Origin of the sequence: Staphylococcus sp. SB1-57, assembly GCF_017086425.1 — a bacterium.
GTDB classification, from domain to species: domain Bacteria; phylum Bacillota; class Bacilli; order Staphylococcales; family Staphylococcaceae; genus Staphylococcus; species Staphylococcus warneri_A.
Genome location: NZ_CP070964.1, coordinates 1,650,952 through 1,674,863, shown reverse-complemented (window position 1 = coordinate 1,674,863; position 23,912 = coordinate 1,650,952). Strand labels below are relative to the sequence as shown.

Annotated in this window: 24 protein-coding genes; 19 read left to right on the top strand and 5 right to left on the bottom strand. The window is 32.6% G+C overall.

Features of this window, described 5'->3' with window-relative positions:
• Positions 1-5: 5 nt before the first annotated feature.
• Positions 6-923: a COX15/CtaA family protein gene (locus tag JX000_RS08315; protein ID WP_075778520.1), complete on the bottom strand. Its 918-nt coding sequence runs from the start codon at positions 921-923 to the stop codon at positions 6-8.
• A 246-nt stretch (positions 924-1,169) separates the two neighbouring features.
• Between JX000_RS08315 and cyoE the strand changes: the two genes are divergently transcribed.
• The 4 genes from cyoE (at position 1,170) to JX000_RS08295 (ending at position 4,257) form a co-directional block, all read left to right on the top strand.
• Entirely contained in the window at positions 1,170-2,081 is a 912-nt protein-coding gene (cyoE, locus tag JX000_RS08310; protein WP_075778521.1) for a heme o synthase, read from the top strand.
• Between the two features lie 27 nt (positions 2,082-2,108).
• On the top strand, positions 2,109-2,570 hold the full coding sequence (locus JX000_RS08305; protein ID WP_206140626.1) for a DUF420 domain-containing protein: 462 nt from the start codon (positions 2,109-2,111) through the stop codon (positions 2,568-2,570).
• A gap of 190 nt (positions 2,571-2,760) precedes the next feature.
• Complete coding sequence (locus tag JX000_RS08300; protein WP_075778522.1) at positions 2,761-3,804, top strand: CAP-associated domain-containing protein; 1,044 nt, start codon at positions 2,761-2,763, stop codon at positions 3,802-3,804.
• An 18-nt stretch (positions 3,805-3,822) separates the two neighbouring features.
• Positions 3,823-4,257 carry a YlbF/YmcA family competence regulator gene (locus tag JX000_RS08295; protein WP_002450663.1) on the top strand — a complete coding sequence of 145 codons (435 nt, stop codon included), beginning with the start codon at positions 3,823-3,825 and terminating at the stop codon, positions 4,255-4,257.
• 47 nt (positions 4,258-4,304) lie between these two features.
• Here the strand turns inward: JX000_RS08295 and JX000_RS08290 are convergent, their stop codons facing one another.
• Entirely contained in the window at positions 4,305-5,225 is a 921-nt protein-coding gene (locus tag JX000_RS08290; protein WP_002450662.1) for a lysophosphatidylglycerol phospholipase D, read from the bottom strand.
• Between the two features lie 233 nt (positions 5,226-5,458).
• Here JX000_RS08290 and JX000_RS08285 point away from each other — a divergent pair, with 233 nt between their 5' ends.
• Positions 5,459-5,710 carry a DUF2129 domain-containing protein gene (locus JX000_RS08285; protein WP_002450661.1) on the top strand — a complete coding sequence of 84 codons (252 nt, stop codon included), beginning with the start codon at positions 5,459-5,461 and terminating at the stop codon, positions 5,708-5,710.
• 22 nt (positions 5,711-5,732) lie between these two features.
• Here JX000_RS08285 and JX000_RS08280 read toward each other — a convergent pair whose 3' ends face one another.
• A complete protein-coding gene (locus tag JX000_RS08280) occupies positions 5,733-6,122 on the bottom strand; it encodes a DUF7147 family protein (RefSeq protein WP_002450660.1) in 390 nt (129 codons plus the stop codon).
• 68 nt (positions 6,123-6,190) lie between these two features.
• Between JX000_RS08280 and rsmD the strand changes: the two genes are divergently transcribed.
• Together rsmD and coaD are read left to right on the top strand one after the other, a co-directional pair.
• Positions 6,191-6,733 (top strand): 16S rRNA (guanine(966)-N(2))-methyltransferase RsmD, encoded by a 543-nt coding sequence (gene rsmD, locus JX000_RS08275; RefSeq protein ID WP_075778524.1) that lies wholly within the window; start codon positions 6,191-6,193, stop codon positions 6,731-6,733.
• A 1-nt stretch (position 6,734) separates the two neighbouring features.
• Positions 6,735-7,220: a pantetheine-phosphate adenylyltransferase gene (coaD, locus tag JX000_RS08270; protein ID WP_002450658.1), complete on the top strand. Its 486-nt coding sequence runs from the start codon at positions 6,735-6,737 to the stop codon at positions 7,218-7,220.
• A gap of 52 nt (positions 7,221-7,272) precedes the next feature.
• On the opposite strand, the gene JX000_RS08265 is transcribed toward coaD, so the two are convergent.
• Positions 7,273-8,415, bottom strand: coding sequence for a nucleotidyltransferase (locus tag JX000_RS08265; RefSeq protein WP_075778526.1), 1,143 nt, complete (start codon positions 8,413-8,415; stop codon positions 7,273-7,275).
• A 126-nt stretch (positions 8,416-8,541) separates the two neighbouring features.
• Between JX000_RS08265 and JX000_RS08260 the strand changes: the two genes are divergently transcribed.
• The 5 genes from JX000_RS08260 to pheT all read left to right on the top strand — a co-directional run bounded on the left by JX000_RS08260 (position 8,542) and on the right by pheT (position 14,217).
• On the top strand, positions 8,542-9,096 hold the full coding sequence (locus JX000_RS08260; RefSeq protein WP_002450656.1) for a YceD family protein: 555 nt from the start codon (positions 8,542-8,544) through the stop codon (positions 9,094-9,096).
• A gap of 78 nt (positions 9,097-9,174) precedes the next feature.
• Positions 9,175-9,348 carry a 50S ribosomal protein L32 gene (gene rpmF, locus JX000_RS08255; protein WP_002442221.1) on the top strand — a complete coding sequence of 58 codons (174 nt, stop codon included), beginning with the start codon at positions 9,175-9,177 and terminating at the stop codon, positions 9,346-9,348.
• 212 nt (positions 9,349-9,560) lie between these two features.
• Complete coding sequence (locus JX000_RS08250; protein ID WP_075778527.1) at positions 9,561-10,301, top strand: TrmH family RNA methyltransferase; 741 nt, start codon at positions 9,561-9,563, stop codon at positions 10,299-10,301.
• 455 nt (positions 10,302-10,756) lie between these two features.
• Positions 10,757-11,815 (top strand): phenylalanine--tRNA ligase subunit alpha, encoded by a 1,059-nt coding sequence (gene pheS / locus JX000_RS08245; RefSeq protein ID WP_049423882.1) that lies wholly within the window; start codon positions 10,757-10,759, stop codon positions 11,813-11,815.
• Complete coding sequence (gene pheT, locus JX000_RS08240) at positions 11,815-14,217, top strand: phenylalanine--tRNA ligase subunit beta (protein WP_124228390.1); 2,403 nt, start codon at positions 11,815-11,817, stop codon at positions 14,215-14,217. Before pheS ends, pheT begins: the two co-directional genes overlap by 1 nt.
• A 71-nt stretch (positions 14,218-14,288) precedes the next feature.
• On the opposite strand, the gene rnhC is transcribed toward pheT, so the two are convergent.
• Entirely contained in the window at positions 14,289-15,218 is a 930-nt protein-coding gene (rnhC, locus tag JX000_RS08235) for a ribonuclease HIII (RefSeq protein ID WP_107535867.1), read from the bottom strand.
• Positions 15,219-15,534: 316 nt separating this feature from the next.
• Between rnhC and zapA the strand changes: the two genes are divergently transcribed.
• The 7 genes from zapA to JX000_RS08200 all read left to right on the top strand — a co-directional run bounded on the left by zapA (position 15,535) and on the right by JX000_RS08200 (position 23,900).
• On the top strand, positions 15,535-15,801 hold the full coding sequence (gene zapA, locus JX000_RS08230) for a cell division protein ZapA (RefSeq protein WP_002450651.1): 267 nt from the start codon (positions 15,535-15,537) through the stop codon (positions 15,799-15,801).
• Entirely contained in the window at positions 15,802-16,323 is a 522-nt protein-coding gene (locus tag JX000_RS08225; RefSeq protein ID WP_107535866.1) for a CvpA family protein, read from the top strand. It begins immediately after the preceding gene.
• A 78-nt stretch (positions 16,324-16,401) separates the two neighbouring features.
• The gene (gene polX / locus JX000_RS08220) at positions 16,402-18,114 is read left to right on the top strand and encodes a DNA polymerase/3'-5' exonuclease PolX (RefSeq protein WP_075778531.1); all 1,713 of its coding nucleotides are present in this window, start codon (positions 16,402-16,404) and stop codon (positions 18,112-18,114) included.
• Between the two features lie 9 nt (positions 18,115-18,123).
• Complete coding sequence (locus JX000_RS08215; RefSeq protein ID WP_002450648.1) at positions 18,124-20,472, top strand: endonuclease MutS2; 2,349 nt, start codon at positions 18,124-18,126, stop codon at positions 20,470-20,472.
• Between the two features lie 171 nt (positions 20,473-20,643).
• Positions 20,644-20,958 carry a thioredoxin gene (gene trxA / locus JX000_RS08210; protein WP_002450647.1) on the top strand — a complete coding sequence of 105 codons (315 nt, stop codon included), beginning with the start codon at positions 20,644-20,646 and terminating at the stop codon, positions 20,956-20,958.
• 136 nt (positions 20,959-21,094) lie between these two features.
• Positions 21,095-22,879 (top strand): excinuclease ABC subunit UvrC, encoded by a 1,785-nt coding sequence (uvrC, locus tag JX000_RS08205; RefSeq protein ID WP_107535863.1) that lies wholly within the window; start codon positions 21,095-21,097, stop codon positions 22,877-22,879.
• 406 nt (positions 22,880-23,285) lie between these two features.
• A complete protein-coding gene (locus JX000_RS08200) occupies positions 23,286-23,900 on the top strand; it encodes a succinate dehydrogenase cytochrome b558 subunit (RefSeq protein WP_002450645.1) in 615 nt (204 codons plus the stop codon).
• Positions 23,901-23,912: the final 12 nt, after the last annotated feature.

Here is a 23,912-nt window from a genome sequence, read left to right as displayed (position 1 = left end):
TTGAATTATGATTTGTTTTTTAAACTTCTTGTTGTTCTTAACATTAATAAAATGAAGTAGGCAATCATACCAAATAAATAAGTAATAAATAAAGCATGAAGTAAAGCAATAAACAAATTAACATTTGTAATGACTGATAATGCACCAGTGACAACTTGTAAAATAACTAAAATAAATGCAGCTGTGTAACCATATTTGATGGTACGATTATCAGCATAATTTTTCACGGCATGAATAAATGTGAACATAATCCACATGAAAGTAACCAATGCCATACCTCTATGTGCGAACTGTACCCAATCATGTACGTTGTGTGGGACAATATCCTCAAAAGGTACTGGCCATGCACCATAAGCTAAACTAGAATCAGTATGTCTTACTAATGCACCAGTGTAGATTGTAAGATAAACAATAATCGCCATTAACCAAGTCAATGTACGTAATGGCTTTTTAATGATTACCTCATCAGCTTCATACTTTTGATCAATTGAGAAAACAATAAGTGTTATTAAGAATACAGAAGAGAAACTTACAAGAGATATACCAAAATGTAGCGCTAAAACATAATCGTTTTGTTGCCAAATAACCGCTGCAGCCCCTACTAAAGCTTGCAGTAATAAAAAGCCAACACTTATGATAGATAATGGTTTGATCTCTTTGATATATCCGATATGTTTCCATGCAGTAATCACTAGCCACAATACCACGATAAGTGACAATGCTGATACAGCTCTGTGACTCAATTCGATAATGGTTTGTATAGGTAAATTCTGTGGTAGAAATGCACCATTACATAATGGCCAAGAGGAACCACAACCATCTTCGGAACCAGTTTTAGTGACGAGTGCACCACCTAATTGTACAAATGTCATGATAATTGTTGCTAAGACACTTAACCATTTAAGGTTTTCTTTTCTAAACAATGATAAACACCCCATCATTAAATTAAAGTACTCCGTCTAATCACGTATTTCATGTTAGATCATTCCTTTAAATTAACGTATATATTTTTCTTCTACATTATATTAATGATACCATTTTTAAATGCTATACAAAATCAACTATTTAGAATGTCGTTAAAGTGTCACAATTTAATTTTTTAAAACCTAGTCTTTTATAACTATTTGCTATATCATTATATTATATGAAAAAGTTCAAGGAGGGGAATTATGAACAGAGAACAAACGTTGTCACAAGATACGGGCCGTGTGACATTTAAAGAATTACAACAGATTATTAAGATGGGCCTTGTTCAAGGGAATTTGATTCCTGCATTTGCCGGGGCTTGGTTGGCTGTTGTAATGACAAACCATTCCTTCCTATCGTCTATACCTCAAATTTTATTAATGATTATAGGTTCTACATTGATTATGGGCGGTGCATGTGCACTAAATAACTATTATGATCAAGATATTGATCAAATCATGCCTAGTAAACAAAATAGACCCACTGTAAATGATAGAATTTCAAATAAACACTTATTAATTTTAAGCTTTGGTATGATGTTAGTAGGTGAGGCATGTTTATTTTTACTCAATATTCCATCAGGCGTATTAGGATTAATTGGTATCGTAGGATACGTTTCTTATTATTCGATTTGGTCTAAACGACACACAACTTGGAATACTGTTGTAGGTAGTTTCCCAGGTGCTGTACCACCATTAATTGGTTGGGTAGCTATTGATGGTTCTATCAGTGTTGCAGCAATAGCATTATTTTTGGTAGTATTTTGTTGGCAACCTATTCATTTCTATGCTTTAGCTATTAAACGTAGTGATGAATATTCATTAGCAAATATTCCAATGTTGCCATCTGTCAAAGGATTCAATAGAACACGTATAAGCATGTTCATTTGGTTAGTATTATTATTACCAATTCCATTCATGTTATCTAATTTAGGTACTACATTTATAGTATTAGCTACATTATTAAATTTAGGTTGGATGGCACTCGGTTTTACATCATTCAAACGTAATACTAATCAAACTAAATGGGCAACCACTATGTTTATCTATTCGTTAAACTATTTAGTCGTTTTCTTTGTACTAGTTGTAGTCGTATCACTTATTAAAATGATATAAATATAAAATTAAGTAAGGATGAAACATATGAACGTACCTATATTACCAACGTTAAGTACCTCATGCATTGTTATTAGTGCGATATTAGTGGCAATTGGTTGGAGACTTATTTGGAAAAAACAAATTGATAAGCATAAAAAAGTAATGCTATGGGCAGCTATTTTCGCAGCTACATTCTTTATTATTTATGCTAGTCGTACAATCTTTATAGGAAATACTGCATTTGGTGGTCCAGATAGTATTAAAATTTACTATACGATTTTCTTAGTATTCCATATTAACCTAGCAACAATTGGTGGGGGATTAGGCTTAATACAAATTTTTACGGCCTTCAAAGATAAATTTAATATTCATAGAAAAATTGGACCTATTGCTTCAATTATTTGGTTCTTTACAGCTATTACTGGTGTGGCAGTATATTTACTTTTATACATCTTATATCCAGGCGGCGAAACAACATCGTTAATTAAAGCGACTTTAGGTTTATAATTTAAGTGAACTGATAAAACTTGATTGAAAGTTTTATCAGTTTTTTAATATTCTTATGTCTTTAATTCATATTACAAACATATTTAGGTGAAAGTATTTATAATGAAATTCATGATGAAAATAGACTTATCTTGATTATGAAATATATATTTATGTACAATGATAATAATTCTATTAAGGTGGGTGAAAGATGAAAAAATTAGTAATACGCATATTAGGTGTTGTCTTTTTAGTTTCTTTTCTAATCTATTTATTTTACTCACCACGTTTAAAGTTTGATGTTTTAGAAAATCCTAATAAAAATCATAAAACTGAGCGAACTGAACAGTTTAAAAATACAAATAAAGATATTGAAAATCCAAAGCCTAAAAAAGGTGTAGGTACCTGGATTGGAAAAGATATCAATCAACTTACTAAAAAGTATGGACAAGCTAGTCGTACGTATCCTTTTAGAGATGGTTATAAAAATTATGTTTTTAAAAAGAAAGATCAATATTACATTGTAAGTGTTAAAGACAATCATATTAAATCTGTATATGCAACTGGCAAGGATGTAAATGTAAGCCCACTGCATATTGGTGAACAAAATTCTAAAATCTACGAAAATACAAGTATTAACCCAGAACCAACCATTAAATCTAAAGGTAAGGTTTATGAGTTTGAGTTGTCTGATGAGGATTTAAAAACACAAACATTAATTAAATATGGTAATGTGTATGCTCAAGTGTATTCTGATCAACAAACTAATAAAATTATGGCGATTCGCTTTTTAGATAAAGATACATTAGCATCTCTACAACCGTATAAAACAAATGAATCTCAATCTTCATCTAATAGTAAACATAAAGATTTACCATATGAACAAAATACGAATCAATTAATGACACTGTATGAAGTGACAAATGAGATGAGAAAATTAAAAGGGTTAAAACCATTAAAAGTAAATAACGATATTGCACATATTGCCTCTTTTAATTTATTTGATGCGACAAAGAGCGGCTATGATTCAGTTGAATTCACTGAAAATGCATTGAAACAACAATTAGATGAACGAGATATTAGTTATACTTCTACAAGTCAGAATGTGGGTTATAACTTTGATGACGTTCCAACATTAATTCATAGTTGGATGAATTCGGATATTCATCGCTCAAGAATGTTAAATACCAAGTATGATGAGATGGGTGGAGAAGTGATGAAAGATTATTATTCATTAATTTTCTTAGAAAAATAAGTGAGGGGAAAATGACAAATGATAAATGAGGAAACATTGTCTATTTTAGACGATATCGAAGCATTGTCTGATATGATAGTAGATTCTGAAATATATCATGACTATATCGAAGCAAAGGAATTATTAAATCAGGATGATGAAGCACACTTATTATACTCTGCGTTCTTAAAGTCTAAAGATAAGTATGATGATGTCATGCGCTTTGGTAGATATCACCCGGATTATAAAACCATTATGATGGAAACACGTCAACGAAAACGCGCGTATGAAATGTTGCCTGTGGTCATGGACTATAAATCTAAAGAAGTGGAATTACAAAATTTAATTGATGAAGTAATTAGCAAAATTGCATTAGCAGTATCAGATAATGTGAAAATTGAGACGGGTAATCCATTTTTTCAAACAACTGCACATGGATGTGCCTCCGGAGGATCATGTAATTGCTCACTATAGAAAGATAAATGGCAAGGTCTAAGGTAAACTTTAGACCTTGCCATTTATTATTTTAATGTTTCTTTAAATTGTTGAGCTAAATCAGGACGATCAGTTACAAGGGTATGCGCACCTTTTTGATATAGGTCTGTCATTAAGTCAATGCTATTGATCCCATAATATCCTGGTACGATGTTTAATAGTGTTAACCATTTAATAAATCTTGCAGATGTAAGTCGGATACCTTTAAATTCGGTAGGCATTTGGAATGTATTCGCTTTAGGATGATAAGTGTTACCTCTAAAGGTATTGAACTTAATGAAAGCTTCAGTAACTTCACTTTGACTTGCACCAATTGCAACTGTACCTTTACTTAATTGGTCAAAGCGTTCTATTTGTTCTTTGTGAAAACTTGTGACTAATACACGATGTTCTGCTTGATGTTTAGAAATTTGATCATAAAGTACTCCAGGAGCTATGGCACCTTCATAGCTATCAGGATGATCTTTCAAATCTACATTGATGTACATTTCTGGGTAAAGTTCTAATAACTCTTCAAACGTAAGAATTTTTGCGTCTGAATGTCCACGATATGGGTATTGACGATTAATATCTGTAAAATAATAACCGGCATCTAGTTTTCTTAATTCAGCAAGTGTGTGTTCGCATACTTTACCTGATCCATTCGTAGTACGATCTACCGTTGCATCATGGAAAACAATGAGTGCTTTATCTTTGGTTAATCGTACATCCGTTTCAAAACCATCCACACCATATTGAACCGCATTATCGAATGCTAATTTAGTTTGTTCAGGTCTTACGGCCATACCACCTCTATGAGCAAACAGATATGGTGCTACACCTGAAAAGAATGGAGGGATTGCATTAATTTCACGTGGCTTTTTATTTTGATTAACATAAAGCACACTTCCTATTATACTTGCCGCTGCTAATGAGCCATTAACTAACCACTTATTTAGTTTAACCATTTAATATCCTCCTTAAGTTATTAAAGTAATATTAACAGATATCAGTTACATATGGAAAATGAAGTGCGTATTGAAATAGAATGTGTTAACAATCAAATAAATGACAAGATATTTAGCGAATTAAATGTGTTTCCAAATGCCATTCTCTAGTTTATATTAGAAAGTGATTGTTATTTCATAAAATTTAAACTCATGATATGATAAAAACTGTATATCAAATGGAGTGAAGAGAGATGAACTTAGTTCCTAGAGTAAGCCTCGTCGTTTACTTAAAACACATTAAACACGAGAGACAAATTAGAAAATATGGGCACATCGTTCATTCTAATAGACAACGTAAATACGTCATTATGTATGTTAATGAGAATGAAGCGGATGATGTTGTAAATAAATTAATGAAATTAAAGTATGTAAGACATATCGATGGATCACCTTATCGATTTTTAAAGAAAACCTATGAAAAAGAAAAACACGAAGTTCTATAACTCGTGTTTTAGATGACGTATTTTATTGTAACGGTGGAATCCATCGTTGAAGTCTTAGCACACTAATTAAATAATTAAAATATAAGTCATTGTCATGAAATGCTTCAGGTGGTTGAACGTCTATGCCTAAAACTGGAATATCATAGGCTTCGGCCTTGTTGTTAATCATTTCAAACTTTTTATTGCTATCAGGATAAGGATATTTTACTGCATTCATCATCATGTACATTGCTTGAAAATAATTACCTTCGGTTGGTTGCATGACAATAGCGACAGATGATAATTGTTTCTCAGTTTGTGGTGAATGAAAATAAATAATTTTATCAATGCGTGAATGGTTATAGTCGATCAGTGTAGTAAATTCAAACAAATCTGTTAAACCTTCGCCCAAGACAATAAATGATTGTTTCATATGTTAAATCAGTCTCCTTTTAAGTCAAATTATATTAAATTACATAGTGAAATGGAAGTGTGAATGGAATGCGTGTGATAGCAGGAATACATAAAAGTAAAGCGTTAGAAAGTTTAGAAGGTCGTAATACTAGACCAACTATGGATAAGGTCAAAGAAGGCATCTTCAATAGTTTACATGAAGTATCAGGTCTTGGTTTAGATTTGTTTGCCGGTAGTGGTGCCCTTGGTATTGAAGCCTTATCTCGGGGTATGGAGAAGGTCATTTTCGTAGATCAAAACTTTAAAGCAGTTAAAGTAATCAAATCAAATCTTAAACAACTCGATTTGATGTCACAATCAGAAGTCTATAAAAATAATGCAGACCGAGCTTTGAAAGCATTAGCTAAAAGAGACATACAATTCGATTACATTTTTCTAGATCCACCATATAAAAAAGGTTTGATTGATGAAGCATTAAAAAGCATTACAGAGTTTAATTTACTAAAAGAAAATGGTATTATCATTTGTGAGTTTAGTAATGATGAACATATTCAAAGCGCACCGTTTAAAGAAATAAAAAGATATCATTATGGTTTGACAGATACTTTGTTATTAGAAAAAGGAGAATAATATGAATAAGACGAAAGCAGTCATTCCCGGGAGTTTCGATCCAATTACATATGGTCATTTAGATATTATAGAAAGAAGTGCAGATCGTTTTGACGAAATACATGTTTGTGTTTTAAAAAATAGTAGCAAGGGTGGCACTTTCAATTTAGAAGAACGTATGGATTTAATTAGGGGTTCAGTAGCACATTTATCTAATGTGGAAGTCCACCATTATAATGGTTTGTTAGTAGATTTTTGTAAGCAAGTAGGTGCAAAAACAATTATCCGAGGTTTGAGAGCGGTAAGTGATTTTGAATATGAACTACGATTAACATCTATGAATAAAAAGTTAAACAGTGATATCGAAACCATGTATATGATGACTAGTACGAATTATTCATTTATTAGTTCGAGTATAGTTAAAGAAGTAGCAGCATATAAAGCTGATATTTCAGAATTTGTGCCACCCAATGTAGCAAAAGCCTTAAAAGAAAAATATCATATATAATAAAAATTGTACTGTTATATAATGCGAATCACATTATGTAACAGTACATTTTTTAAGATTTGATAACTGGTGTATTGAAATCATCATCAGATTGTTCGGTCATAAGATTATAAATATGAGTTGCTTTAATTTCAATTGGAAAGTAAGCGGAAGATGATTGATTGATATTTGTAATAAAATGACGTTCTGGGAACTGATGTTTCAGGTATTTTAAATATGCTCGACCATTTTCATTCATACCTAATATTCTAGCGGCATAGATATTATGGTTAATATCAGTTTGTTGAATGTTAAGTAAAATGTTCATTAATATACGCTGGATATGCGTATAAGTGTATCGTTTCGTTTTGACTTTAGTTAACAAATCTTTAAATGAGTGTGCATCCTTAATCATAGAGATTAATCGATTTTCCAATCCTTCACTCATAGTGTATATAGTTTTAAGTGTTGACGTACGTTGTGTTAACAATTGATATTTTATATAGGGAAAGGCGTGCTCCACAGTTGTGAATTGTGAATGATATAATGATTTAATTGCCCCTGGTACAACATTTTCCCAGTCAGAGTGATGGTGAATGATAGATTGGCGTATGGATGATCCACTGGCAAATTGTTGATGTTGAATTGTTTGCTCGCGATGCTGTGCTGTATCACGACGAATCGTAATGGCTTCAATTTGAGGTGCGAACTGCTGAATCCCTTTTAAATATCCAATACTTAGAATATTATTAGGTGATTGTAAAATATCATTCGTAGATTGATGTTGGATTAATTCGTTAATGATTCTAGGATAACTTTTACCTTCTTTTAATTTTGATTTAAAGGCATCACTATTTTCCAAATCAAGAACCTGTTGCGCTGCTTCTTTTAAGGCATTAATATTTCCATGTTCACTTCCAAATGATATGGTATTGACATCTAAATAATCAGCCAATTTAATTGCCATTTCACCAAAATAATCACCCGATGAAAGGCTAGCAATGGTAGGAAGTTCAACTACTAAATCAACAGCTGATAGGGCCATTTGAGTACGAATGAATTTATTAAATAAAGCGGGTTCGCCTCGCATGACAAAGTTGCCACTCATGAAGGCAATGGATACATCTGTTTGGGATAGTAATTTGGATTGTTGTGCATGGTATAAATGCCCGTTATGGAATGGATTATATTCAGATATAATGCCAACACTTTTCATTTGCAATTCGTCCTTTCAGAATTCATTATTAGTATTGTAACAGAAGTACGTATGTTAAGAAAAAATCTTGACATATTATACTGAGAAAGTTAAAATAAATTTTGTGCTTGTTAGAGGTGAAGCCATATGAAATGGTCAATAACACAATTAAGAAAATATCAAGGTAAACCATTTGAGTTTAATCAAACGGTGAATTTTGAACATTTAAAAGAATCATTAGATCTTATCGATCTTTCTGAAATCAATGTTGAAGGTCAATTAACTGTTAAATCAAACGAAGTTATTGCAGATATGCATATCACTGGTACTTATACGATGCCGTGTGCACGTACATTAGTACCTGTTGAAGTACCGCTAGATGTCGAAACTTCCGAAGTGTTTGATTTAGAAGGCAGTGATTATTATACCGACGAAGAAGAGCAGGATGAGCATTATCATTCAGCGACTGACGGTATGATTAACATTAAAGATATTGTTGAAGATTTTGTCATTATCGAGAAACCGATGAGAGCATATTCAGACAATAGCAATCAAATGTTAACTGAAGGCAATGGTTGGGAAGTGATTGATGAAGATGAATTCGAGGAACTTGTTCAAGACCAAGAAGATGATGATTCAGACAGAAAGCAAGTTGATCCAAGGCTTCAGAAATTACAACAATTATACGATAAAGACCAATAGCAGTTTAATTAATGATATAATATTGTTAAATAAACTGATATCATTTAATGATGTGTTTAATTTTAAGGAGGATAAATCATGGCAGTACCTAAAAGAAGAACGTCTAAAACAAGAAAAAACAAACGTCGTACTCATTTCAAAATTTCAGTACCTGGTATGACTGAATGCCCAAGTTGTGGCGAATACAAATTATCTCACCGTGTTTGTAAAAACTGTGGTTCTTACAATGGTGAAGAAATCGTATCTAAATAATTTTAGATATCAATAAATATCCTAATTGGAATAGTCATTTCAATTAGGATATTTTTTATTTATTATCATATATTTAACAGGATAAAATACTTTAGTTGCTTTTACAGTAAATAACATAATCAAATCATGGACTCACTTTCTTTATTTAAAAAAGTAGCTCAATCATATACAATTAAATTGAATAAGAAATCATCATATTGGAGATTAGATATATGGAACAAATTACATCGGCACAGAATAATAAAATTAAAAATGCGAATAAATTAAAGAAAAAGAAAGATCGAGATAAAACAGGATTAGCGCTTATAGAAGGTGTACATTTAATTGAAGAAGCTTATCAAAGCGGGTTAGTAATTGTACAATTATTCGTTGTTGATCCAAGTAGAACTGATAGTGACTTAATTGAATATGCCAATGAAACATTTGAAATCAATTTAAAGGTAGCTGAATCATTATCTGGAACTGTAACGCCTCAAGGCTTTTTTGCTGTCATCAAGAAACCGGATTATGATGTAACAACAGCCAAACAAGTATTATTAATTGATAGAATACAAGATCCAGGGAATCTAGGGACTTTGATTCGTACGGCAGATGCTGCAGGAATAGATCTGATTGTAATGGAAAAGGGAACAGCAGATCCTTATCAAGATAAAGTGTTACGCGCCAGTCAAGGAAGTGTATTTCATATTCCAGTTATATCAGAGTCTTTACAGTCGTACATTAATACCTTTAATGGTCCTGTTTATGGTACTGCATTAGATAACGCAGTAAGTTTTAAAGAGATAGAAGCACAAGAGACATTTGCATTGATTCTTGGTAATGAAGGTGAAGGTGTAGATCCTGCACTATTAGAACATACTACGCAAAATATAACGATTCCAATATATGGACAAGCTGAAAGCTTAAATGTAGCCATTGCGGGGAGTATCTTGTTATATCAACTCAAAGGGTAATTTATAGACATTAAATGATAAATCTGATTTTCATAATGTGCTATGGCGCGATTGTAGGTTGACCCTATATATCTAAATCGTCTATAATGAATGATGAATTCATAACAATAAATATTAACTGATATAAAAGTGAATCATTAGCCTATAAAAAGACTTAAATTAATGTATAAAGTTGTATAAGGGAGAATAATCGTGACTGAAAGTTATTCCAACTTTGATTAGTTTTTTTCATCTTTTTGGCTACTTAAAGAGATTTAAGTCGGAGTACGTCTTCGTTAGCAACGTATACAAGTGTATGCATAAGCATAAATTTGGGTGGTACCACGGAAGGCTTTCGTCCCAGTTATCGGGCGAGAGTCTTTTTTATTTAATGAAATAAAATAAGAGAAAGCAGACTGGGATATTAATAAATGTCTTAGTTTAAAATATCTATTGGCACTAAGGAGGAAGTTAAAATGACTCAAAATGATCATATGAGTGAATTAAAACAACAAGCGTTAGTTGATATTAATGCAGCAAATGATGAAAAAGCATTACAAGATGTCAAAGTAAAATATTTAGGTAAAAAAGGTTCAGTAAGTGGTTTAATGAAAAATATGAAAGACTTACCAAATGAAGAAAAACCAGCATACGGACAAAAGGTAAATGAATTAAGACAAACGATTCAACAAGAATTAGATGAAAGACAAACGATTTTAGCCAATGAAAAGTTAAATCAACAACTTGCTGAAGAAACAATCGATGTGACATTACCTAGCCGCCAAATAGAAATCGGCTCTAAACATCCATTAACACGTACGATTGAAGAGATAGAAGATTTATTCCTAGGTCTAGGTTACGAAATTGTTGATGGTTATGAAGTTGAACAAGATCATTATAATTTTGAGGCATTAAACTTACCTAAATCACATCCCGCACGTGATATGCAAGATAGTTTTTATATTACGGAAGAGACTTTAATGAGAACGCATACGTCTCCAGTACAAGCACGTACTATGGAACAACGTAATGGACAAGGTCCAGTGAAAATCATTTGTCCAGGTAAAGTATACCGTCGTGACTCAGATGATGCGACGCATAGTCATCAATTTACACAAATTGAAGGTTTAGTTGTAGATAAAAATATTAAGATGAGTGATTTAAAAGGTACATTAGAATTATTAGCTAAAGAATTGTTCGGTGCAGATAGAGAAATTCGTTTACGTCCAAGTTACTTCCCATTCACTGAACCATCTGTAGAAGTTGATGTATCATGTTTTAAATGTAAAGGGCAAGGTTGTAATGTATGTAAACATACAGGCTGGATTGAAATTTTAGGTGCAGGAATGGTGCACCCTAATGTATTAACAATGGCAGGGTTTGATGCTAATGAATACTCTGGATTCGCGTTTGGTATGGGACCTGACCGTATCGCTATGTTGAAGTACGGTATTGAAGATATTCGACACTTCTATACAAACGATGTGCGATTCTTAGATCAATTTAAGGCTGTAGAAGATAGAGGTGAAGCGTAATGTTAATTTCAAATGAATGGTTAAAAGATTATGTTGACGTTGAACAAAATGTTCAAGATTTAGCTGAACGTATTACACGTACTGGTATCGAGGTAGATGATTTAGTTGATTTAACAAAAGATATTAAAAACTTAGTAGTAGGCCATATTATATCTAAAGCATCTCACCCTGATGCTGACAAATTAAATATTTGCCAAGTTGATATTGGTGAGGAAGCACCTGTACAAATTGTTTGTGGGGCACCAAATGTTGATGAAGGACAATATGTCATTGTTGCTAAAGTGGGGGGCAGATTACCAGGTGGCATTAAAATTAAACGTGCTAAATTACGTGGGGAACGCTCTGAAGGTATGATTTGTTCATTACAGGAAATTGGTATTTCAAGTAATGTTGTGCCTAAAGCGTTTGAAAATGGTATTTTCGTATTCCCAGAAGCAATGACACCGGGTACAAATGCATTGGACGCATTGTATTTAAATGATCAAATTATGGAATTTGATTTAACACCAAACCGTGCAGACGCTCTAAGCATGGTCGGTACAGCTTATGAAGTTGCAGCACTATACGACACAAAAATGACTAAACCAGAAACAAATAGTAATGAAGAGACTAACTCTGCAATGGACGAATTGCAAGTGACAGTAAAAAATAGTGATAAAGTTCCATACTATAGTGCTAGAATCGTTAAAAATGTCACTATTGCACCATCGCCAATATGGATGCAAGCACGTTTAATGAAAGCAGGTATCCGACCAATCAATAATGTCGTTGATATTTCTAACTACGTACTATTAGAATATGGACAACCGTTACACATGTTTGACCAAGATCAAATTGGTTCAAATCATATTGAAGTTCGCCAAGCACATCAAAATGAAACGATGACAACTTTAGATGATCAAGAAAGAACATTACTTGAGTCAGATATAGTTATAACAAACGGACAATCTCCAATTGCACTTGGTGGTGTGATGGGCGGTGACTTTTCAGAGGTTAGCGACAAAACGACAAATGTAGTTATAGAAGGTGCTATATTTGATTCAGCATCAATTCGTCATACATCAAGACGTTTGAATTTACGTAGTGAAGCATCAAGTCGATTTGAAAAAGGTATTGCTACAGAATTTGTCAACGAAGCAGTGGATCGCGCATGTTATTTATTAGAAACTTATGCGTCAGGTCGTGTACTTAAAGATCGTGTAGCTGAAGGAGATTTAGGAGCTTTCATTACACCGATTCAAATTACAACAGATAAAATTAATCGTACAATAGGATTTAACTTATCTACTGAAGAAATTAAAAATATCTTTGAACAATTAGGGTTTGAAACTGAAACTCAACAAGATGAGCTTACTGTTTATGTACCATCAAGACGTAAAGATATTTCTATCAAAGAAGATTTGATTGAAGAAGTTGCCCGTATATATGGTTACGATGAAATTCCATCAACGTTACCAGTATTTGAAGATGTTACGAATGGTGCACTAACTGATCGTCAACATAAAACAAGAACAGTTAAAGAAACCATTGAAGGTGCAGGTTTAAACCAAGCGATCACGTATTCACTCGTGTCAAAATCACATGCGAAAGACTTTGCATTACAAGATAGACCGACTATAGAATTATTAATGCCAATGAGCGAAGCACATTCAACTTTACGACAAAGTTTATTACCACATTTAATCGAAGCGGCTGCGTATAATGTTGCACGTAAAAATCAAGATGTTAAATTATACGAAATTGGTCGTGTATTCTTCGGTAATGGTGAAGGTCAATTGCCTGATGAAGTAGAATATTTAAGTGGTATTATGACAGGTGAATATGTTGTAAATCAGTGGCAAGGTAAAAAAGAAGCTGTTGACTTTTACTTAGCTAAAGGTGTCATTGACCGTGTAGCACAAAAACTCAACTTAAATTTTGAATATCGTGCTACTGAAATCGATGGTTTACATCCTGGAAGAACTGCGATGGTATCTTTAAATGGTAAAGATATTGGTTTCATTGGAGAATTGCATCCTACAGTAGCTAATGATAATGATTTAAAACGCACATATGTCTTTGAATTGAACTATGGAGAAATGATGAATGTATCAGTAGGCTATATCAATTATCAACCAATACCTAAATATCCTGGTGTATCTCGTGATATTGCATTAGAAGTTGAACATGATGTACCTGCTTCTGAATTAACAAATACGATTCATCAACGCGGTGCTGATATTCTTCAAGATACACTTGTATTTGATGTTTATGAAGGTGAGCATTTAGATGAAGGTAAAAAATCAGTTGCTATTAGATTGTATTATTTAGATACTGAGAATACTTTAACAGATGAACGTGTAACGAAAGTACATGATCAAATCATCGAAGCATTAAAAGCAAAAGGTGCTACAATTAGATAATTAAATATAAAAAGAAACGGCAAGTTCTAATGTTTGTACAAATAGAACTTGCCGTTTTAATATACATAAATTTATTGATATTTTTTATTCACTAAAGTTTGTGCTTTTTCTCTATTTTTAAAATGTTGTTTTGAAATAGCGTCGAGTTGTTCGATACCTAATTTTTCAATGAGTTTTGCAGCGAATAAATCGACTTTATTGCTAGCACCTTTAGGTACATCCATTTTAATTGATTTAGACATTTGATCCATATGTTTAACAAATGCATATCTAGAGATAATACTCGCAGCTGCGATAGCTAATGACTTAGATTCACCCTTCGTTTCAAACTTTGTTTTATTTGGGAAAGGTAAATCGGACAAGGCATAACGTTGATAAACACCACGTTCAGCAAATTGATCAATCACAATATAATCTAAAGCATGCGTATCAATTTTTTGAACAACATTAGCGATTGCTTGATTATGTAAGACTGCTTTCATTTTCACCTGTGACCAACCTGCACGTTGGCGCTCATTATATTTAACGTTATCAAGTGTGAGCAGCGAATGTGGAATGAATGTCACAAGTTGTTCGGCAAGTTCGACGATTTTAGCGTCGGTTAACTTTTTAGAATCATCTACACCCAATTCTTTCAATATTTTGACGTGATCCTTTGTGACATATGCAGCACATACTGTGAGAGGACCAAAATAGTCACCGCTACCAGCTTCATCACTACCAATACAGTTATATTGATTATATTTAATCGAAGAAGTTGCGTTTTTAGATATTGAAGAAGTTGAAGTTGAACTACTTTTGTCAGGTAGCAATTGTTGTGCAACTATTTCAGCATTTTTTCCTTGAAACATCACTTTTCCAGAATTGTAAATATTGATCACAGCATTATTATGTTTTGCTCGTGCTTTCATACCCTGGGGTAATTGGGATGTATCAAATTTAATCTTAGACATTAATGATTGAATCTCAGTTGTTGTTAGTTTATGGACAACATTTGCCATATATCGTTAGACCTCTCTTTGTTAAATTCTTTTCATAATAATTAAATGATATCATAACATTTATTACCTTAGAATGATGACAAAATGAAAATATTTTTTAGTTTATAAGACTCAAGCTCTAAATGAATATAAAGTTATTCTTTATCATCTCACTACTTACAAAATAAAGATGACTCATGTATAATGTTTAATGATAAGTAAATGTATAAAACCAAACATTAATATTATGTTATGTTCAAAATAATATAGAAACATGATTTTGGTTAAATTAAACACAGAAACGGAATAATTTAATTAAAAGTCAGGAGATATCGATATGGGTGAGTTTAAGAATAGGATAAATGTTACAATCAACGATCAACATTTCACAATAATCGGCGATGATAGCCCGGAACATATAAGACATGTTGCACATTTAGTGGATGAAAAAATGAAAGAATTAGGACGAAAATCTGCAGGTTTAGATACCACTAGAAAAGCGATTTTAACAGCAGTGAACGTGATGCATGACAAAGTGAGTTTAGAAGAAGAAAATCGTCGATTACAACACGAATTAGATCAAATTAAGCAACGAGAAGACTAGATGCTATTAGATATCGTTGTACTTATTATATTATGCTATGTTTCAATTGTTGGATTTCGACGGGGATTATGGCTTTCGAGCATTCATGTGATATGTACGCTTGCATCGTTATGGATTGCGCAACAATTTTATCGAGAGATTGCGCAACGATTAATTGTTTTTTTACCATTTCCAAAGACAGTCGCATTTGATACGCAATATGCAATTCATTTTAATCATTTACAGTATCGTTTTGAATCAATAATTGCTTTTATTGTGATTGCTATTAGCTGTAAGTTGATTTTATATCTAATCATCGTCACATTTGATAATATAGTGGCATATCAACCTTTAAATATCATAAGCCGCACTTTAGGTATTGTATTAAGCCTATTCATCGGTGTGATTATCATACAAATATTGACGTATATCATAGCGTTATATCCTAATACAATGCTACAAAGTCAATTAGGGCATTCATTACTTGCCAAGCAAATTTTATTGCATACACCTTGTGTTTCACAAATGATTTTAAATTTATAAAGAAAATGATATTGAGGTCAGGACAGACAATTTGAAAAATGAGAAATGTCCTGGTCTTCTTTTTATGGAGAGATGTATATGACTAAAAAAGATGTGATTCAATTACTAGAAAAGATTGCTACCTATATGGAATTAAAAGGAGAGAATGCCTTTAAAGTATCAGCATATCGTAAGGCAGCACAAAGTTTAGAAGTAGACGAAAGACCGTTAGATGAAATAGAAGATGTAACAGAACTTAAAGGTATCGGTAAAGGTGTAGGCGATGTGATTAATGAATATAGACAAAATGGTCAGTCTACAGCTTTAGAAGACTTACAAAAAGAAGTCCCAGAAGGATTGGTACCATTATTGAAAATACAAGGTTTAGGTAGTAAGAAAATTGCTAAATTATATAAAGAATTAAATATCACTGACAAAACGTCATTACAAGAGGCTTGTGAAGCAGGAAAAGTCAGTGAATTAAGCGGTTTTGCGAAAAAAACTGAACAAAATATCTTAGAAGCAGTCAAAGCGTTAGGAGCTAAGAAAGAAAATTATCCTATTGATCAAATGAGAGGACTTAATCATCAAATTATTGATTATATTAGTCAGCTAGATGACATAGATCAATATGCTTCGGCAGGTAGCTTTAGAAGATATAAAGAACAAAGTAAAGATTTGGATTTTATTATAAGTACAAATAACCCTGAAAAAGTTCAACAACAATTATTGGAAATCCCTAATAAGGTAAAGGATGTTGCAGTTGGGTCAACCAAAGTATCTGTAGAATTAGAGTACGACGATGAAACGATTGGTGTTGATTTTAGATTAATTGAACCTGCAGCTTTTTATCACACATTACAACATTTCACAGGTTCAAAAGATCATAACATTCGAATTAGACAATTAGCAAAAGCACAAGAAGAAAAAGTGAGTGAGTATGGCATTGAAAAAGCCAATGGAGAATTACTTCAATTCAATAGCGAGGCGGAGATTTATGAACATTTCGGTGTATCGTGGATTGAACCTTCAATGCGTGAAGATGGCAGTGAATTTGATAAAGATTTAAGTCAGATTATACAACTCGACGATATTAAAGGTGATCTTCACATGCATACTACTTATAGTGATGGTGCATTTTCTATTAGAGATATGGTTGAGGCTAATATTGCTAAAGGTTATGAATTCATGGTTATTACAGATCATTCACAAAGTTTAAGAGTAGCCAATGGTCTACAAGTTGAACGCTTACTTCGCCAAAATGAAGAAATTAAGCAATTAAATAAAGAATATGATGAGATTGATATATACTCTGGCATTGAAATGGATATATTACCGGATGGTTCTTTAGATTATGATGATGAGATATTGGCACAACTAGATTATGTTATTGCAGCCATTCATCAAAGTTTTAATCAATCAGAAGCGGAAATTATGCAACGTTTAGAAAATGCTTGTCGTAATCCATATGTGCGTCATATTGCTCACCCAACAGGTCGCATTATTGGACGTCGTCCCGGTTATGAACCTAATATAGAAAAGTTAGCGCAATTAGCTGAAGAAACAAATACCATATTAGAAATCAATGCAAATCCTAAACGTTTAGACCTAAATGCACAAACCGTACGCCAATATCCAAATGTAAAGTTAACTATTAATACGGATGCGCATCATGTTGATCATTTAGAATTTATGAAATATGGTGTTGCTACTGCTCAAAAAGGATTTGTAACTAAAGATCGTGTGATTAATACGATGTCTAGAGAAGCATTTAAATCATTTATTAAAGACAATAAAAAATTGAAGAAATAGAGGGATTGCATGAGACAAAAAACATTAGACGTCTTAGAATTTGATAAAATAAAATCATTTGTAGCTAACGAAGCTATTAGTGATTTAGGACGTGAAAAAGTCGCAGAAATGTCTCCAGCAACAGATTTTGAAACTGTAGAATTTCAAATTAATGAAACAGATGAAATATCACAAATTTATAATAAACATCGATTGCCAAGTTTAAGTGGCCTATCTAAAGTAGCACAGTACATTCACCGTTCAACTATTGGTGGTGTGTTAAATGTGACCGAATTAAATGCGATTAAACGCTTAATTCAAGTTCAAAATCAGTTTAAGACATTTTATAATCAATTATTAGAAGAAGATGAAGAAGTTAAATACCCTATCTTAGATAGTCAAATGGCACAGTTACCAATTTTAACGGATTTATTTAAGGACATTAATGATAAATGTGACGCCCATGATTTATACGACCATGCTAGTTACGAGTTACAAAGTATTCGAAGTAAAATATCAAGTACAAATCAACGAATTAGACAGAATTTAGATCGAGTGGTTAAAAGTCAGGCTAACCAAAAGAAATTATCAGATGCGATTGTAACTGTTCGAAATGATAGAAACGTCATTCCAGTAAAAGCGGAATATAGACAAGATTTTAATGGTATTGTTCATGACCAATCTGCCTCAGGTCAAACATTGTATATAGAACCATCATCTGTAGTTGAAATGAATAATCAAATTAGTCGCTTGCGTAATGATGAGGCAGTTGAACGTGAACGTATATTAGCTGAGTTGACTTCGCAAGTCGCTGTAGAATCAGATGCATTATTATTAGCTGAATCGATAATGGGACATCTTGACTTTTTAATTGCAAAAGCAAGATATGCCCGTGCGATCAAAGGTACGAAGCCTACATTTCATAAAGAAAGAACAGTTTATTTACCTAATGCATATCATCCTTTATTAGATCATAATACGGTTGTAGCAAATACAATTGAGTTTGTAGATGATATAGAAACAGTGATTATCACAGGACCTAACACAGGTGGTAAAACTGTCACATTAAAAACATTAGGCCTTATTATTGTTATGGCTCAATCAGGCATGCTTATTCCAACATTAGATGGTAGCCAGCTCAGTGTCTTTGAGAATGTATATTGTGATATTGGTGATGAACAATCTATTGAGCAATCACTATCAACATTTTCATCTCATATGAAAAATATTGTAGAAATCTTAAAAGAAGCAGATAAAAATAGCTTGATACTATTTGATGAATTAGGTGCTGGAACAGATCCGAGTGAAGGTGCTGCGCTTGCTATGAGTATATTAGATCATGTAAGGAATCTAGGTGCACTCGTGATGGCAACTACCCATTATCCCGAACTAAAAGCATATAGTTATAACCGTGAAGGTGTGATGAATGCAAGTGTTGAATTCGATGTGGAAACGTTAAGTCCAACATATAAGTTATTAATGGGTGTTCCAGGGCGATCTAATGCATTTGATATTTCAAAAAAATTGGGCTTGAGCCTTAATATTATTAATAAAGCTAAAACAATGATTGGTACAGATGAACAAGAAATTAATAATATGATTGAATCATTAGAGAAAAATTCAAAACGTGTGGATGAACAACGTATTGAATTAGATAGATTAGTTAAAGAAGCACAGGCGACACATGATGAGTTAGCAAAACAATATCAACAATATCAAAATTATGAGAAATCATTGATGGATGAAGCGAAAGAAAAAGCAAATCAACGTGTCAAATCTGCTACAAAAGAGGCAGATGCTATTCTTAAAGAATTAAGAGAACTTAGAGATCAAAAAGGCGCGGATGTTAAAGAACATGAACTTATTGATAAGAAAAAGCAACTTGATGATCAATATGAAGCGAAATCAATCAAACAAAATGTTCAAAAACAAAAATACGATAAAATCCAAGCTGGTGATGAAGTTAAAGTATTATCATATGGTCAAAAAGGTGAAGTGCTAGAATTAGTTGGAGAAGAAGAAGCAGTTGTTCAAATGGGAATATTGAAAATGAAATTACCAATTGAAGATTTAGAAAAAATGAAAAAGAAAAAAGAAAAACCAACTAAAATGGTTACAAGATCTAACAGACAGACAGTTAAAACTGAACTTGATTTAAGAGGATATCGCTATGAAGATGCTTTAATTGAATTAGATCAATATTTAGATCAAGCTGTTTTAAGTAATTTTGAACAAGTTTATATTATTCATGGTAAGGGTACAGGAGCATTACAAAAAGGTGTGCAACAACATCTAAAAAGACATAAAAGCGTGAAGACATTTAGAGGTGGTATGCCAAGTGAAGGTGGATTTGGCGTTACCGTTGCATCCCTAAAATAGATAATCGTCTTAGAAATATGCTTAAATGATGATGTTTCTATTTGAGGACACTTCTACAAATGGCTTTAAAAATTTGATTTTTTAAACGAGCATAAGCAGATTGCAATGCATTACCTTATAAATTCTGTTATAATTTGCTCATCATTTAAAAATTAAGGAGGATTGGCAATTATGGCAATCGTAAAAGTAACTGATTCTGATTTTGATAGTAAAATTGAATCTGGTGTTAAATTAGTAGATTTCTGGGCTACTTGGTGTGGACCATGTAAAATGATCGCTCCAGTTTTAGAAGAATTAGCAGGGGACTATGAAGGTAAAGCAGATATCTTAAAATTAGATGTAGATGAAAACCCATCAACTGCTGCTAAATATGAAGTAATGAGTATTCCAACATTAATCGTATTTAAAGACGGACAACCAGTTGATAAAGTAGTAGGTTTCCAACCTAAAGAAAACTTAGCAGAAGTATTAGACAAACATCTATAAGAATATAGAACCTGAGACTGGGGCATTTTCATAAATGCTCCAGCTTTGTTTTGTCTATGTATATATTAACGTGCCCATTAAGAATGGATAAGAGCATGTTTGGCTAATAAAAATTTTCGAAGAGAGGAGGACGTAGATGGAGACGTATCAAGAAAAAATTAAAACAAAACTAAATGTAGTGCCATTAGAGCCAGGGTGCTATTTGATGAAAGATCGTAATGATCAAGTGATTTATGTTGGTAAAGCTAAAAAACTACGTAATCGATTACGTTCTTATTTTACGGGTGCGCATGATGCTAAAACAACTCGCTTAGTAAGTGAAATTCGTAATTTCGAGTTTATAGTGACATCAAGTGAAACAGAATCCTTACTTTTAGAATTAAACTTAATTAAACAATACCAGCCACGTTATAATATTTTATTAAAAGATGATAAAAGTTATCCTTTTATCAAGATTACTAAAGAAAAACATCCAAGATTAATTGTAACTAGAACCGTTAAAAAAGGGACTGGCAAATATTTTGGTCCATATCCTAATGCTTATTCCGCACAAGAAACAAAAAAATTATTAGATCGTATATATCCATTTAGAAAATGTGATAAAATGCCAGATAAATTATGTCTTTATTATCATATTGGTCAATGTATGGGCCCGTGTGTGTATGATATCGATTTAGATAAATATGCACAAATGACAAAAGAAATTAGTGATTTCTTACATGGTGAGGACAAAACAATATTAAACCATTTACAAGAACGTATGGAAAAAGCGAGTGAGTCTCTCGATTTCGAACGTGCAAAAGAGTACCGTGATTTAATCCAACATATTCATAATCTCACTAAAAAGCAAAAAATTATGTCAACAGATAATACGATTCGTGATGTCTTTGGTTATAGCGTGTCGAAAGGTTGGATGTGCATTCAAGTCTTTTTCATTAGACAAGGGAATATGATTAAAAGAGATACTACGATGATTCCAATTCAACAAACTGAAGAAGAAGAGTTTTATACCTTTATCGGTCAATTTTATAGTTTAAACCAACATATATTACCGAAAGAAGTACATGTGCCGAAACACTTAGATAAAGACATTATTCAATCGGTTGTTGATACGAAAATTGTACAACCTTCTCGTGGTGCGAAAAAAGAAATGATTGATTTGGCAAATCATAATGCAGAAGTTTCGCTCAATAATAAGTTTGAATTGATTGCTAGAGATGAATCTAGAACGATCAAAGCAATTGAAGAACTTGGTGAAAGAATGGGGATCCAAACACCTATTAGAATCGAAGCATTCGATAATTCCAATATACAAGGTGTGGATCCTGTATCTGCGATGGTAACTTTTGTTGATGGTAAACCAGATAAAAAGGGCTATCGTAAATATAAAATTAAAACAGTTGAAGGTCCTGATGACTATAAATCAATGAGAGAAGTTGTTCGACGCCGATATACTCGTGTACTAAATGAAGGTACACCTTTACCTGATCTCATCATTGTCGATGGAGGTAAAGGACATATGAACGGCGTTATGGATGTACTTGAAAATGAACTAGGCTTAGATATACCAGTGGCTGGATTACAAAAAAACGATAAGCACCAAACGTCCGAGTTGTTATATGGTGCAAGTGCAGAAATCGTACCTTTAAAGAAAAATAGTCAAGCCTTCTATTTACTTCACCGCATTCAAGATGAAGTGCATCGATTTGCCATTACATTCCATAGGCAGACGAGACAGAAGACAGGACTTAAATCCGTGCTTGATGATATCGATGGTATCGGAGCGAAACGGAAAACGAAATTATTAAGAACATTTGGCTCGATTAAGAAAATGAAAGAGGCATCATTAGAAGATTTAAAAAAATCTGGACTTCCGGAAAATGTTGCAAAAAACTTACAACACGCACTTCAAAACAAATAAAATTTCAATTTTTGGACATGAGAATTATTCTCATGTCCAAAAATGCTTTAAATAATGTTACAATATAGTTAACAAAAGGCTATTTTTTTAAAGTTGTTTGGAAGCGTTTTCTAATTGAGAATTGTTATCAATCATGTAGGGTTACATGAATTGCTATAGTACAGACATTCTACGACATCATTATATGAAATCTATAACATGACTAGCCCTTTTCTTTTTTATGCCATACTTGTTTTCTTTTTAACTTTGATTAGGATGCTTCCAAAGTATCTAAAGTTAATCAATGGAGACGAGTACCAAATAAAGAAGTAAAAGAAGCTAGTATTTTATATGGTTTTTTACGGCAGTTTACATACAACTTTTTAATTTTAGTCAATTAATTAAATGTTTACAGGGGGGACTCCTTTTGGCTCAATCAAAAAATGAATTCTATCTAAGACGAATTCACTCGTTATTAGGTATTATCCCAATCGGTGCATTCTTAATTGTTCACTTATTGGTCAATCATCAAGCAACACAAGGGGCGGAAGCTTTTAACAAAGCATCAGGTTTTATGGAATCATTACCATTCTTATTGGTAGTTGAATTTGTATTAATCTATATTCCGCTGTTATATCATGGTTTATTTGGATTACACATTGCATTCACAGCAAAAGAGAATGTTGGACATTACTCTTTATTCAGAAACTGGATGTTCTTCTTCCAAAGAATAAGTGGTATTTTAGCCTTTATCTTTATCGCAATGCACTTATGGCAAACACGTCTACAAAAGGCATTCTTCGGTAAAGCAGTTGATTATAATATGATGCACGAAACGTTACATAATCCATTGTGGGCTATTTTCTACATTGTTTGTGTTATTGCAGTTGTATTCCACTTTTCTAACGGATTATGGTCATTCTTAGTAACATGGGGTATTTTACAATCTAAAAAATCACAACGTGTCTTCACATGGGTATCGTTAATTGTATTTTTAATCATTTCTTATATCGGCGTTTCAGCTGTCATTGCATTTATGTAAAGAATACACATT